This is a genomic window from Streptosporangium roseum DSM 43021, from assembly GCF_000024865.1.
GTDB lineage: Bacteria > Actinomycetota > Actinomycetes > Streptosporangiales > Streptosporangiaceae > Streptosporangium > Streptosporangium roseum.
The window spans coordinates 918,278-931,262 of the sequence record NC_013595.1 but is presented as its reverse complement, the minus strand read 5'-3'; the positions used below and the strand labels follow the sequence as shown (position 1 = coordinate 931,262).

Here is a 12,985-nt window from a genome sequence, read left to right as displayed (position 1 = left end):
AGCAAGCCGGACCTGGTTCGCCGAATCGTTCATGCCGCAGATCCTAGCCGTGGTTGGGCGCTGTCACCGTCCGGCAACACCCGGCGTCACCGTCCGGCAACACCCCGCACCGGCTCACGTGGGACGCGGGCCGTGCACGGGCGGCCGGGGGTCGGGACACGATCCCCACAGCCCCCGGTGCCGGTCGCGGGCCTCCTGCACCAGGGCCGCGAACAGGTCCTGGTAGGTGACATCGGGCTTGATGGCCAGGGCGTACGCCGCGCCCTCGCGCGCCAGGGCGCCGTTGACGAAGACGCCCCGCTCGTTCCAGACGTAGCGGAGCCGGCGTCCGTAGCGGTCCTTCTTGGCCCGGTCGGGCGCGAGGGTGACCGTGGAGCCGGGCCGGGCGAGCTCCCGCAGCGCCTGTGCCGCCTCCTTGCCGTAGCACTGGGCGGGGCGCAGCTCCGGGGTGTCGATGCCGATCAGCCGTACGGACTGCCCCTCACCGCCGCCGATCGGCGTGACCGTCATCGTGTCCCCGTCGTAGACCCGCAGGACCTTCGCCCGTTCCGCGTCCGCGGGCGGTCGCGGCTCCCGGAGGGCCGTCGTCGGCGCCGGTGCCGGACCCGGCTCCGTCGGCGGGGTGGGGCCCCTGACGAGGTACACCACCAGCAGGGCCACCAGCGCGGCGGCAAGAACAATCACCACAAGTCGCTCCACACTGTGATGATTGCACTACTCACTGAAAGCAAGCTCGGCGGTCTCCGGTGACGCCGCGTCGAACGGCAGCACGAACCGGTGCGGCCAGGACAGCACGCTCTCCATCCATCCCGCGCCCATCGTCTGGGCCACGTGCCGGAGCCGCTCGGCCGGATCGACGCCGATCGTCACCATGAGGATGTCCCGCTCCACCCCCTCGTGCTCGTCGTCACCGAGGATCACGCGCCAGGCCAGCGCCCGGTTGCGGTCGACCTCCATGGACAGCGGGTGATGGCGCAGCGCCTTGGCCCGGTGGCCGAGCAGTTCGGCGCCGTTGGCCGGCCGGCTGAACAGCGCGTACTCCATGACCGGCGCGGGACCGCGCGGGTTGGGCGCGGGCTGCCCGTAGGGGAACACCCGGTCAACCTCGTGCAGCCAGCGGACCTGCGGGATGACCCAGGCCGGACCGGGCCGCTCGCCGACCTCCCGGTCGGGTCCCAGCAACCGGGTGGCGGCCGTGGCGACCTGCTCGGTCAGCTTCACCGGGTCGCTGACGGTCCGCAGCGACCACGCCCGGCGGCCCACGCTGCGCTCCACCGCCGTGGCGAGCAGGCACTCGCGCCGCCGCAGCGGGAGCTCGGCCCAGAGGTCGGCCAGCACCCGGGGCACCCCCGGGACCGGCCGGTTGGTGCAGAAGGCCAGCACCAGGGTGTCGGCCCAGATCCGCAGCCAGGCCCATTCGGGCGCGTCGGCGAGCAGGTCGGCCTCGCGCAGCTCGACGAGCGTGCACGCCCGGCCCGTCCTGCACTCCTGGCCGCACGCCGGCGAGCGGCGGCCGCAGATCGGCGGCGTGTGACCGGGGATCAGCCGCTCGCGGTCCTCCCCCAGCGGCACCTGGACCCGGAGCGGCCGGTCCATCCCATCGGCGAAGATCGCCGCCACCCCCGGCTGCAACGAGACGACCTGCCGGGACTGCTCCTCGCTCAGGTTCATCGCGGCCCCGACGAGCTGCCGGTCGTCCTCGGCCGGGAGCCGGTGCACGACCTTCAGCGCGGTGTTCTTCACGACGTCGGAGACCAGCTTGGTGGGGATCTGCTCGGCCACCACGATGCCCTCGCCGTACGCGCGGATCTCCGCGAGCATGCCCGCCAGCAGCTCGACCGCGTGCGTGCTGGCCCGTCCGGCGCCCCGGTCGCGGAGCAGCCGGTGCGCCTCCTCGATCACGATGACGTGCCGGAGCCCGCTGCTCCGCTCCTTCCTGGCCCGCATCCGCAGGTGCTCGACGATCCGGATGATCAGCGTGCCCATCAGGAACGCCTTGTCCTCGTCGTTGGCCACGTCCTCGATGGCGAACACCACGTTGCGCTGGAGCAGGTCGCCGATGTCGGCGGGGTGACCGCCCTCGAAGAAGCGGCCCGCCGAGCCGACCCGCAGCGACCGCAGCCGCAGCGAGATGAAGCCCTCGACGTCGGCCTGGACCTCCCTGCCGTAGCCGATCTCCTTGATCACGTCCATCGCGTGCTGCTGCAACTGCTCAAGAGTCGGTACGGCGGGCCGCACGGCCGCGCCGGGAGCCGCCCAGCCGGTGACCACGTCCCAGCCGTTGGCCTCGTAGACTCGCTGCAGGGCGAGCGACATGATCTGGGGGAACGGCTCCTCGGCGTCGAAGGCCGCCATGAACAGCGCCCGCACCATGTCGATGTGGGCCTGGACCGGATAGCCGGGCTCCGGGGCGAGCGGGTTGACGCTGAACGGCACACTGTCCGGGGCCGACGGGTTGATCACGGTCACCGGGGCCAGATGCTCGACCCGGCCGCCCATCGCGGCGTACTCGGACTTGGCCGGTTCGATGGCCAGCCACGGGATGCCGGCGCCGGTGAGCTGCTCCAGCAGGTGCCTGACGGTCTGGGACTTGCCCGAGCCCGTGGCCCCGGTGATGAACGCGTGCCGGTTCAGGGTGGCGAGCGGGACCTTGAACGAGCCGACCGCCCTGTCCTGGCCGTCCAGGATCGACCCGAGATCGACGGTCATGGCGCCGGGGGTGACGTCCGCCTCGCTGGTCACGTCGAAGAAGCCGGCATCGAGCACCCGGACCCCCGGCACCTCCCGCCGAGGCAGCCCGGCGAGCGCGGCGAGCGCCCCGGCGGTGGCCGCGAACGGGGCGGCGGTGCCGTCGGCGGGGTCCTGCAAGGTCACCGAGAGCGCGTCGGCGAAGCCGTACACCGGGCCGGACAGCGCGCTGCGCAGGCGGTAGGGGTGGTGGCTCATCTCGGCGGAGCCGACCAGCACGGGGGCGATCTGGCGCAGCTCCTCGGGGCCGGCGGCGCCGGCCAGCACCCGCACGCTCCAGAGCCCGGCCTCGCGGAAGGCGTCCAGCTCCTGCATGCGCCGCTCGGCCCGCTCGGCGTCGTAGCGCGAGCGCTCGGAGGCGTCGCCGTACTGTCTCAGCACGTTGAGCTGGGTCCGCAGGTGCGCCACCTCCGCGTCCAGCAGGTCGGTCTGCTCGGCCACGACCAGCCAGGCGAAGGGCCGGGACATGAGCGTGACCAGCGTGGACTCGAAGAGCGTGGGCCGCTTGATCTCGTCGGCGTCCGGCTCGCGGCGGCCGCCGAGCGGCGGGGCCTGCCGTCCCGGGCAGGCGGTCCAGGCCAGGTCGGACAGGTCGCGGAGCCATTCGTCGCCGATCCGCACGCCGCGTGCGCCGCTGGGGAACAGCAGCGGCTCGGGGCCGGTGGGGACCTGCTCGCTCTCGACGGCGGCCCGGCGGGGCGGGCGCGGCGGCGTCAGCGGCCCCGCGTTGGTGATGAGCTCCAGCGGGGCACCGGAGCCCCGGGAGAGCCAGCCTGCCACGAAGGGCCGGTTGCGCTGGGCCGCGGAGAGCACCGCGGGCAGGACGGTGACGAAGTCCCATTCCGCCGACGAACTGCGTGATGGCGCCGCGATCGCCTGGATCCGGTACCAGGGACCGGTCAGGCTGGTCGGCGGACGGGACACGCTTGGCTGCATTTGGTCTCCACCCAGGGGTCCCGGCCCGAGGCCGGGGGGTTGACGCTTCACGGACAGCCCCGCCGTACCGGGCGACGAGGTACCGGGGGTAGGTCACCCCAACAACCAAGGTCGAACCTTCCGAGGTGATCGCACCCCCGCATTGGCCAGGCCATTACCACAAACGGACACTTCATTGGCGTCTGCGCCAATCGAGCCGGGGCGGCGGCGGGCCGAGGTTCGGCGGCGCGTCCTCGAAGGCACTCGGCTCGCGGGGCTCCTCCCGCGTGGCGCAGTCCAGCGCGGCCTCCCTGATCTCGTCGAACTCCCCCAGCGTCGTCTTCGGGAAGGTCAGTATCGCCGGATTGGCGTCGGCGAGACGGACCCGGCGCCCTTCCGCGGTGGCGTCGGTGACGATCACCGAGGTGGTGGGGAGCTGCTGGAGCTGGTGGGGCTCGACGAGGAACTCCCGGGACCGGTGCAGCACCCGTTCGGTCTCCCCCATCGCCTTGCTCGCGCGGCGGCCCCACTCGGTGGACTCGGTGATGTCCTCCTTGAGGTCCGTACGGCTCACATCCCGCTCGTCCTCGCCCTCCTCCGTCTGGCCGACGGTGGAGACGTAGCCGCCCTCCAGCCCCGCCCCGGCGGCGCTGACCGTCTCGGTGAGCTGGGCGAGCTCCAGTCGGTGCTCGGTGCCGACGTGCTCGCTGGCGATCCGGGCGTCCTCGGCGTTGCCCAGCCGCATGAACGTCACCGCCGCGTGCCCCCGGCCGAGCCGTTCCCGCACGGTCGGGGTGAGCGACCGGTAGGTGAGCACCAGCCCGGTCCTGGAGGTCTCGCAGGCGTCCATCAGCCGGTCGAGCACGTCGCCGCGGAGCTTGTCCGCGCCCGCGACGATGATCGTGTGGTACCACGGCCGCGTGGAGGCCGGTGACTGGCGCAGGATGTGGGTGAGCGCGGTGGCCACGTAGGTGCCGAGGACCCGGTTGCCGAACACGCCCGCCTGCCGGTCCATCGACACGACCCGCAGGCGGGCGGGCGGCAGCCGTACCGCCTCCGAGCCGAGGGTCTCCAGCTTGCGCAGCTGCGACTCCAGCGCCCAGGCCCGCTCGATCACCACCCGGTCGCTGACGCCCCGGCCGAACAGCGTGCCGATGCGCTCCAGCTGGGCCGCGGTGATCAGGCCGAACCTGAGGTCGTCGCGCGGATCGCCGACCTGGGCCAGGGCCCGGAGGGCGGCGGTGACCTGGTTGATCGTGGCGTTCTCGCCGAGGACCTCCAGCACCCGCTCCAGGATCGCGTTGTCGAACGACAGGTCCCTGGTCGTGCGGTGTTCCTCGCTGACGCTCACGACGTGGGCCAGCACGTCGGCGAAGGCCTCGGGGGCCAGCGTCGCGCCCAGGTCGAGTTTGGGGAGGTCGACAGGGAGCACCCAGACCAGCGGGTCGTCGCCGCCCCTGCGCGCCAGCTCGACCAGGTCCTTGGCGATCGCGCCCTCGGACAGGTCGAGCACGGTCAGGTGGCCGCCGCTGTAGAGCCGGGTCGCGCCGAGCAGGGTGATCAGCGCCGACCAGCCGGGCAGCGTGCCCCCCGCGACGTCGATCCGGTCGATCTCGTCCGGTACGGCCACCGCGTACCAGGTGAGCTGGCGGTCGTGGCGCTCCTTCTTCTCGGCCCACTCCCGGTAGCGGACGGCGTGCTCCTCCTGGGCATGGAAAAGATCCCTGTCGCGCTCCTCCCGCTGCCGGTCGCCGACCGCCTGGCGCTCCCGGATCCGCTGGCGGAGCGCCCGGTCGCCCTGGCGGATCGCATAGGTGCAGAGGGCCGCGACCCCGCCGGTCGCGATCAGCCCCACCGCGGCGAACGACCAGCTCAGCATCTCGGTGACGCCGAGAACGAGGATCACCACGACGAGCCCGGTCATGAACATCCTGAAGATCTTCATCGGCCGGTTGAGCAGGTCCTCGTTGAGCCGTTCCCTGCGCACCCACTCGGGGTCGACCGGGTCGGCGGGGTCCTCGACGGGGGAGGGTCGCTTGGGAGCCGGGCCCGGATCAGGGTGCAAAAGGGCATACTGCCAGCCCAGGTAGATCCGGTCCGCCTGGAGCTGCGCATGCTCGGGATGCACGTCCGCCACGGAACCTCCGCCATAGGGCTCTCGCCGCCTCGGTGACAGCGTAAGAGTTGGACCTCCTATTCGGGCAGCGTTCCCGCCAATCTGCTGCATTTTCCCCATGTTCAGTGCCACTCACGGGATGCATGAGGCGGATGGTGTGGAGGGCAGCGATTACCATCCTTTGTCATGACGTCTCCCTCCGGTGGCGAAGCCGGCAGACGGCGCCCGATCGCGGTGCCGGTCGCCGCCCTGGTCATAGCCACCGGCCTGGGAGTCACCGCCGCCCTCGGCGGGTTCGCCGAGGCCTCCGAAGAACCTCCCACGCAGCTCGGCCCGGGTTCGAGCCTGGACCAGGGGGAGTTCACCACCAAATTCGTGGAGGCCCGGTCCCTGTTCCAGCGCGATACGTTCGGCGCAGGCAAACGCTTCCTCGAGATCGAGCTTGAGGTCACGAACAAGAGCGACGAGAGCACCGGCGTGGGAGCCCCGCCCAATGGCAAGACACCCGGCTTCATGTTCGCGCAGTCCCTGCTGAAGATGGATCCGGAGATCAAGGGCGACGCCGGCCCGACCCTCTCCGTCCCGGGCGAGGGCATGCCGAGCAGGCAGCTCCATCCGGGGATGACCTCCACGGTCGTGGTCAGATACGAGCTGCCGGCGGGGGACCGCCCGCCGAAGAAGATCAAACTTGACGTCGGCGTCTTCGAGGAGCCGGAGACGTTCAACATCGACCTGGGCTGGGTCCTGGCCAGGGACGGCGACGCCGACGACGCCCCGCCCAAGGTGGAGGCGCAGGTCACCCTCCCCGTCAATCAGGGGGGGACCCTGTGATGAGCACCGTGACCCCGGCCCGGCCCGAGACGGCCCCCGGCCGCCGGGCCTCCGCGCCACCGGGCCGGTGGCGCCGGGCGGGCGTCCTGGCCGCCGGTGCGGCACTGGCGGTCGCGGCGGTGGGCCTGCAGGCGCTCGGCCTGGACCGGGAGGAGCGGACGGCCCATCTGACCTGGACCGGGGGTGTGGGAGAGCAGGTCTCCGCCTCCCGGTTCTCCGCGCGGGTGAAGGCCGTGCATGTCGCCAAGGCCGTCGAGAGCACGGGGCTGGGCGGCAAGGTGGAGAAGGCCACCACCTCCGGGGTCTTCGTGATCGCCGAGGTGGAGGCGACGGCCAACCGGGAGCCGCAGAAGTTCGGCACCCCGGCCCTGCTGACCGGGGACGGCAGGCGCTACGCGGCCACCGACAAGGTCGACGCCTCCCTGACCATCACCAATCCCTTCATCCAGGTGGGCTGGTGGGCCGGGGGCGTGGCGGTGTTCGAGGTTCCGGCGGCGGCCCTGCCCGGATCGCGGCTCGTGCTCGCGCCGCGCAACGGATTCATAGGGGAGTCGCTTCTGCCCGAGGTGGAGATCGACCTGGGCTTCGACGAGGCCACCGCAGCGCGCCTGATCTCGAACGCGAAGGACGTCTACCAGTTGGCGAGCAAGAAGTGACGGGCACGCCGCCTCCGGAGAACGAGGGCCGTCCCGACTGGTTCACCCCCCGGGAGAACCGCTCCCCCTCGGAACCCCGCCCCCCTGTGGAGAACCGGCCTCCCGTGGAGAACCGGCCTCCCGTGGAGAACCGGTCCCCCTCTTCCCCCTCGAAACCCCGCCCTCCCGTGGAGAACCGGCCTCCCGTGGAGAACCGGCCTCCCGTGGAGAACCGGTCCCCCTCTTCCCCCTCGAAACCCCGCCCTCCCGTGGAGAACCGGCCTCCCGTGGAGAACCGGCCTCCCGTGGAGAACCGGCCTCCCGTGGAGAACCGGCCCCCCTCGGAACCCCACCCCCCTGTAGGGAACCGGTCCCCCTCGGAGAACCGGCCCCCCGGCGGCCGTCCCCCCATGCCCGAGAACCGTCCCCCCGCCCCCGCCCGTCCGGCGTCCGGGGTTGCCGGGCACACCCCCGGCAGGCGCCGGGAGGGTCCCCGGGGACGTTCCGGTGGGGCTCCGCCCCCACCCCCGCCGGTCGACGCCGGCTGGACTCCCGGCCCCCGGCGGACCTTCTCCGACGAGCAGGTCTGGCCGCCCCTGCCGAAGCCCCCGAGCGAACCTCCGGGCGCCTCGACCCAGCCGTTCCCCGCCGTCCCGGCGACGCCGCTGCCCAGACCCGCCACCCCCGGCGCCCCCGGCGTCCTCGGCGCCGGGAGCGGGGCCGGACGCGTGACAGGGACCGGCCCCGCGACGGGGGCCGTGCCCGGAGACGGGGCCCCGGCGGCCCCGGCCGCGCCGGAGGAGGCCGCCGCGGCCGCCGGCCCCGCCCCGCCGCCGCGACGCCGTACGGCACTGCGCATCGGCGGCGCGGTCCTCGCCCTGGTCGTGGCCATGGGGATCCCCACCTGGCACGGGTACGTCTTCTACCGGAGCGGCAACCCCGCCTACCAGATCCACACCGTGGCCGCCGGAGGCACCGGGACGCTCATGAACGTGGCCTGGAAGGTCGGGGTCGAGCAGATCGACAGCCTGCCGGGCGCGCGCCCCATCAAGGCCGATCAGCGGTGGCTGAAGATCAAGGTGACCAGGACGTCCCTGAACACCGAGGGCGTCATCCGGCGGGGAGACCCCGAGATCAAGGTCAAGCACCCGGACGGCCGCGCGTGGCAGACCGAGGTCGTCGGCAGGAGCCTGCCCGTGGAGGTCAAGGACCACAAGGTCGGTGTCGGCTACGACTACGACGTGGTCAGCCTGGTGCCCGAGAGGGTCGCCGGTGAGGTGGAGGTCGAGGTCCTGCCGAGCACGATCCGGGTGCCGCTGGAGGAGGAGACCGTGGAGGAACTGTTCAAGCGGGCGGGGACGGAGAAGACCGAACCCCAGGACCAGGTGCTGTTGTTCAGGCGGTGACCGTCTCCCCCGCCTCGCGGCTGCGGGTGGCGGCGATGTCGAACGTGGCCGCCAGCAGGCAGGTCGTCAGCACCGCCACGACCAGATCCTTGACGAAGTCCAGGGAGGGGGCGATGACCAACCAGAGGAAGGGCTCCTCGCTGCCGATGAGCGTCCGCACCCCCCGGTCGGCGTAGTCGGTCCCCACCCGGAGCGCCACGTAGCAGAGGCAGAACATGCCGAAGAGCGCGGCACCGCCGCGTGCGGCGAGCCGGAAGGCGTTCGCGGGCGGGACCCAGCGCTCCTGGAATCCGGCCGTGGCCCGCGTCATGGTGGTGCGGGTCAGGGAGTGCGTCCGCTCCATCCGGTCGGCCACGGTGTCCAGCCGGGTGCCCCGCACGACCGCCCGGGTGTCCTCGGCGAAGGCCCCGTAGACGAGAGAGGCGACGGTGAGCCAGGTCAGCGGCACGACCAGCCCGTCCACGATGTGCGGCCAGACCTCGCCGACCGACTCCCAGAACCCCTTCCACCACGGGATGGACTTCTCGGCCTGCTCGATCCAGCCGGCGACCATGGTCGTGACGGCCCGGTGCGAGAGCCAGTCGGACCGGGCGCCGACGAAGGCGATCGTCGCGTTGAGGCCGTAGAAGGCGAAGGCCAGCTCGAAGAAGGTGGTGAGCACGCCGCTGCCCCTGACCTTGCCGTTGGCGTGCCACCAGCCGAACAGCGTCTTCAGCAGGTAGGCGGCCACGGCGATCCCCAGGGAGATCCGCACGTCCAGCCCGACGAGCCCGTCGGCCCCCTTGACCGGGGTACCGGCGAGAGCCCCCTGGAGATCGCTGTCGGCGTGCGCCGTGAGATCGAACATGGCGAACTCTCGGGCGTCCTCGCGGTGGAAACTCCAGGCCAGATAGATCGTGGCGAAGACCAGCGTGGCCCGGTTGAGCGCGCCGAACATGCTCTCGTCGGCCTCCCCGCCCTCCCGCCGTGCCCGGATCTCCCAGAGCGCTCCGCGCACCGAGTGCAGCATGCCCACCATGATCACGAGCTCGTTCAGCACGATCAACGTGAAGATCAGCATCGTGAGGCCGTACCGTAGCTGCTGGTAGTCACCGCGGGTGATCTCGGGGCCCAGCCACATCAGAGCGGCGCGGACCGCCTGCCCCGCCGAGAACCACAGCACCAGCGAGATCGCGCAGGCGCCGAGGATCCTGAGCGTGTGCAGGGGCAGGGCGTACGCCGAGAGCGAGGCCGGCGCCTGGCCGGCGGCTTGCGACGGAGATGAGGGCGGGGGCATAACAGACGTTCCGGACACCCGACGAATCGTAGCGACCCGCCGTCACCGGCCACAGCGAAACGACCGCGCGATCCGGCCCGCGTCCGCCCCCGATCCACGCACATCTCGTCCACTCCGATCCACGTCCGCCCGGTCCGATCGCGCGCACCTCCGGCCCACTCCGACCCACGTCCGCCCGGTCCGATCGCGCGCACCTCCGGCCCGCTCCGCCGGTGCCCCGCCGGGCTCAGCGGATCAGTCCCCATGTCATCGCGGCGATCTCCCCGGCCGGGCGGGGCGGGTGCTCCTCCAGCCAGCAGGTGACGACCCCGATGAGCGCGCCCGCCAGGTAGTGGGCGTGGATCTCCGGTGGCACGTCGTCGTGGCCCGGAGGGCGGGAACCCGCGGCGAACGGGCCGCGCAGCTCCACGACCAGCGCCTCGCGCAGGCGGGCGCAGAACCGGGCGCTGCCGTACGGCCCGAGCATCCGCCGGTACAGCGGCGCGCGGGCGCCGACGTGCTCGAACAGGGCCACCAGCGACGCCGGGACCGGCCCCGCCTCCCGGTAGGGGCAGCGCGCGGCCTCGGCCGCCAGCTCCCCGACGGCCGCCTCCATCGCGTCCAGCACGAGGTCGTCGCGGTCGCGGTAGTGGATGTAGACCGTGGCCCTGTTGACGTCGGCCCGCTGGGCGATCTCGGCGACCGTGATCGAATCGGGGTCGCGCTCGGCGGAGAGCTCCAGGACAGCGGCCCGCAGGCGGGCGCGGGTCCGGCGGACCCTCGGATCGTCGTCAGTCATGCCCCAAGATTAAGCGACACCTGTCGAATAAACGACGCATGTCGTTTGTTACACCGGTCATGAAGCGCATCGAAGTCTGGGCCGACATGGTCTGCGCCTGGGCCTACATCGGCAAGCGACGCCTGGAGAAGGCCGGGTTCGGCGAGGACGTGGAGATCGTCTGGCACCCCTTCCAGATCGACCCGATGGCTCCGGCCACGGCCGAGCCGCTGTACGAGGCGCTGCGCGCCCCGGTCGCCGACGGGGCCCTGCAGGCCTGCCACCCCGACCTGACCCCGGCGGAGAACCGGGTCCGCGTCTCGCTCGTCGCGGCCGAGGAAGGGCTCGGCCCGCCCTGGGGCGCCGTCTGGCGTCCGAACACGTTCGACGCCCACCGGGTGATCGCCCTCGCCTACCAGCGGGGCGGTCCGGCCCTGCAGGACGCCGTCGTGGAGCGGATCCTGCGCGCCCACTTCATCGAGGCCGCCGACATAGGCGACCGGGCCACCCTGGTGGCGCTCGCCGCCGAGGCGGGCCTGGACGGCATGGCCGGGGCGCTCGACGCCGGGGAGGGGGCGAGCGAGGTCCGTTCCCAGCTCCTGCGCGGCAAGGCCATCGGCGTGGCCACCTCGCCGACCTACGTCGTGGGCGGCACGGCGGTCGCGGGCGCGCAGTCGCCGGAGGTCCTCCGGGACCTGGTACGGCAGGCCGCCCCCGAGCGCGAGCTCCCGGACGAGGTCAGGCTCCTGCGCCAGGCCGAGTCCCTGCTGGACGTCCGGGACCCCCTCGGCGCGCTGCGGACCCTGGAGCCGCTGCTGGCCAACCACGGCGACGACCCCGCCGTCCGGCTGCTGGCCGCCCGCGCCTACTTCGGCTCGGCCCAGCTCACCCGGGCGAGGGAGACCCTGGAGTCCCTGCTCGATCGCGCGCCCGGCGACCACTACGCCAGGTTCCTGCTCGGCAGGACCCTTGAGCGCGCCAACCGCCACGTCGAGGCCCTGCCGCACCTCCGGCTGGCGGCGGTCATGTCCCCCGACCCCGGCTACACCGACGCGCTCCGCCGCGTCGAGAGCCGGGTCCCGTGAAGCGGGATCCGGAAACGGCTGAGGGCCGGCACCCGCGACGGGGTGCCGGCCCTCGGCCGTGACAGGGGTCAGACAGCTACGGCGAGCTGGGTGACCTCGCCCAGGCGGGCCTGGGTCTTGACGTCCTTGGTGACGCCGCCGCCCGCGATGATGCGGACGGTCCAGTCACCGGGAGCGGCGAAGAAGCGGAAGATGCCCTCGTCGGACACCACGACCTCGCCGGTGAACTCGCCGGAGTGGTCCAGCAGCCGGGCGTAGGCCGTGCCCGCGCCCGAGACCACTCCCTGGATGACGGCCTGGGTCGAAAGGTCGATCCCGGCCGGAAGAGCAATCGTCTGTTCCGGAGCAGCGCAACCCTGAGTCATTATCGAGCCTCTCCCAGTTCGATCGGCACGCCCACCAGCGAGCCGTACTCGGTCCACGATCCGTCGTAGTTCTTGACACTCGCCTGGTCGAGGATCTCGTGCAGCACGAACCACGTGTGCGCCGAGCGCTCACCGATGCGGCAGTAGGCGATGGTGTCCTTGCCGAAGTCGACGCCCTCGCCCTCGTAGAGGGCCTTCAGGTCCTCGTCGGACTTGAAGGTGCCGTCGTCGTTGGCCGCCTTGGACCACGGGATGTTGCGGGCGGTCGGCACGTGGCCACCGCGCTGCGCCGCCTCCTGCGGGACGTGCGCGGGGGCGAGCAGCTTGCCGGTGAACTCGTCGGGCGAGCGCACGTCGACCAGGTTGAGCTTGCCGATCGCGGCGAGGACGTCGTCGCGGAAGGCGCGCAGGGAGTGGTCCTGCTCCTTGGCCTTGTAGTCCGTCGCGGCGCGCGAGGGAACGTCCTTGACCAGCTCGCGGGAGTCGAGCTCCCACTTCTTGCGGCCACCGTCGAGGAGCCTGACGTTCTCGTGGCCGTAGAGCTTGAAGTACCAGTAGGCGTAGGCGGCGAACCAGTTGTTGTTGCCACCGTAGAGGACCACGGTGTCGTCGTTGCCGATCCCCCGGGCGGACAGCAGCGCCTGGAAGCCCTCGCGGTCCACGAAGTCACGGCGGACCGGGTCCTGGAGGTCCTGCTTCCAGTCGATCTTCACGGCGCCACGGATGTGGCCCTTGTCGTAGGCACTCGTGTCCTCGTCGACCTCGACGAGGACGATGCCATCGGTGTCGAGGTTGGCCTCGACCCAGTCAGCGTCCACCAGGGCGGCGGAGCGGCTCATGGGATCCTCCGG

At 72.2% G+C, this 12,985-nt stretch carries 11 protein-coding genes; 4 read left to right on the top strand and 7 right to left on the bottom strand.

From position 1 onward, the window contains the following. Positions 1-114 precede the first annotated feature (114 nt). From SROS_RS04345 to SROS_RS04335, 3 genes are all read right to left on the bottom strand, one after another. The gene (locus SROS_RS04345; protein WP_148268953.1) at positions 115-699 is read right to left on the bottom strand and encodes a thermonuclease family protein; all 585 of its coding nucleotides are present in this window, start codon (positions 697-699) and stop codon (positions 115-117) included. Between the two features lie 15 nt (positions 700-714). After that, positions 715-3,684, bottom strand: coding sequence for an ATP-binding protein (locus tag SROS_RS04340; protein ID WP_012887662.1), 2,970 nt, complete (start codon positions 3,682-3,684; stop codon positions 715-717). 172 nt (positions 3,685-3,856) lie between these two features. Further along, the gene (locus SROS_RS04335) at positions 3,857-5,800 is read right to left on the bottom strand and encodes a hypothetical protein (protein ID WP_012887661.1); all 1,944 of its coding nucleotides are present in this window, start codon (positions 5,798-5,800) and stop codon (positions 3,857-3,859) included. Positions 5,801-5,965: 165 nt separating this feature from the next. On the opposite strand from SROS_RS04335, the gene SROS_RS04330 reads away from it, so the two are divergent. The 3 genes from SROS_RS04330 (at position 5,966) to SROS_RS04320 (ending at position 8,651) form a co-directional block, all read left to right on the top strand. Next, positions 5,966-6,610, top strand: coding sequence for a hypothetical protein (locus SROS_RS04330; RefSeq protein ID WP_012887660.1), 645 nt, complete (start codon positions 5,966-5,968; stop codon positions 6,608-6,610). Continuing rightward, positions 6,610-7,266, top strand: coding sequence for a hypothetical protein (locus tag SROS_RS04325; protein ID WP_012887659.1), 657 nt, complete (start codon positions 6,610-6,612; stop codon positions 7,264-7,266). Before SROS_RS04330 ends, SROS_RS04325 begins: the two co-directional genes overlap by 1 nt. A gap of 389 nt (positions 7,267-7,655) precedes the next feature. Next, positions 7,656-8,651, top strand: coding sequence for a hypothetical protein (locus SROS_RS04320; RefSeq protein WP_012887658.1), 996 nt, complete (start codon positions 7,656-7,658; stop codon positions 8,649-8,651). Here SROS_RS04320 and SROS_RS04315 read toward each other — a convergent pair. Both SROS_RS04315 and SROS_RS04310 read right to left on the bottom strand, forming a co-directional pair. Further along, on the bottom strand, positions 8,641-9,945 hold the full coding sequence (locus SROS_RS04315) for a hypothetical protein (protein ID WP_148268952.1): 1,305 nt from the start codon (positions 9,943-9,945) through the stop codon (positions 8,641-8,643). The genes SROS_RS04320 and SROS_RS04315 overlap by 11 nt on opposite strands. Before the next feature lie 208 nt (positions 9,946-10,153). Next, complete coding sequence (locus tag SROS_RS04310) at positions 10,154-10,705, bottom strand: TetR/AcrR family transcriptional regulator (RefSeq protein WP_012887656.1); 552 nt, start codon at positions 10,703-10,705, stop codon at positions 10,154-10,156. A gap of 59 nt (positions 10,706-10,764) precedes the next feature. Between SROS_RS04310 and SROS_RS04305 the strand changes: the two genes are divergently transcribed. Continuing rightward, a complete protein-coding gene (locus SROS_RS04305; protein WP_012887655.1) occupies positions 10,765-11,769 on the top strand; it encodes a DsbA family protein in 1,005 nt (334 codons plus the stop codon). A gap of 68 nt (positions 11,770-11,837) precedes the next feature. Here SROS_RS04305 and SROS_RS04300 read toward each other — a convergent pair whose 3' ends face one another. Together SROS_RS04300 and SROS_RS04295 are read right to left on the bottom strand one after the other, a co-directional pair. Further along, the gene (locus tag SROS_RS04300) at positions 11,838-12,134 is read right to left on the bottom strand and encodes a DUF1416 domain-containing protein (RefSeq protein WP_012887654.1); all 297 of its coding nucleotides are present in this window, start codon (positions 12,132-12,134) and stop codon (positions 11,838-11,840) included. Continuing rightward, entirely contained in the window at positions 12,134-12,973 is an 840-nt protein-coding gene (locus SROS_RS04295) for a sulfurtransferase (RefSeq protein WP_012887653.1), read from the bottom strand. Before SROS_RS04295 ends, SROS_RS04300 begins: the two co-directional genes overlap by 1 nt. Positions 12,974-12,985 lie beyond the last annotated feature (12 nt).

Bases quoted from the DNA above. Each gene is read 5' to 3' on its own strand.
- SROS_RS04310 (WP_012887656.1), bottom strand. From the start codon at position 10,705: ATGACTGACGACGATCCGAGGGTCCGCCGGACCCGCGCCCGCCTGCGG.
- SROS_RS04340 (WP_012887662.1), bottom strand. From the start codon at position 3,684: ATGCAGCCAAGCGTGTCCCGTCCGCCGACCAGCCTGACCGGTCCCTGG.
- SROS_RS04330 (WP_012887660.1), top strand. From the start codon at position 5,966: ATGACGTCTCCCTCCGGTGGCGAAGCCGGCAGACGGCGCCCGATCGCG.
- SROS_RS04320 (WP_012887658.1), top strand. From the start codon at position 7,656: ATGCCCGAGAACCGTCCCCCCGCCCCCGCCCGTCCGGCGTCCGGGGTT.
- SROS_RS04305 (WP_012887655.1), top strand. From the start codon at position 10,765: ATGAAGCGCATCGAAGTCTGGGCCGACATGGTCTGCGCCTGGGCCTAC.
- SROS_RS04295 (WP_012887653.1), bottom strand. From the start codon at position 12,973: ATGAGCCGCTCCGCCGCCCTGGTGGACGCTGACTGGGTCGAGGCCAAC.
- SROS_RS04325 (WP_012887659.1), top strand. From the start codon at position 6,610: ATGAGCACCGTGACCCCGGCCCGGCCCGAGACGGCCCCCGGCCGCCGG.
- SROS_RS04300 (WP_012887654.1), bottom strand. From the start codon at position 12,134: ATGACTCAGGGTTGCGCTGCTCCGGAACAGACGATTGCTCTTCCGGCC.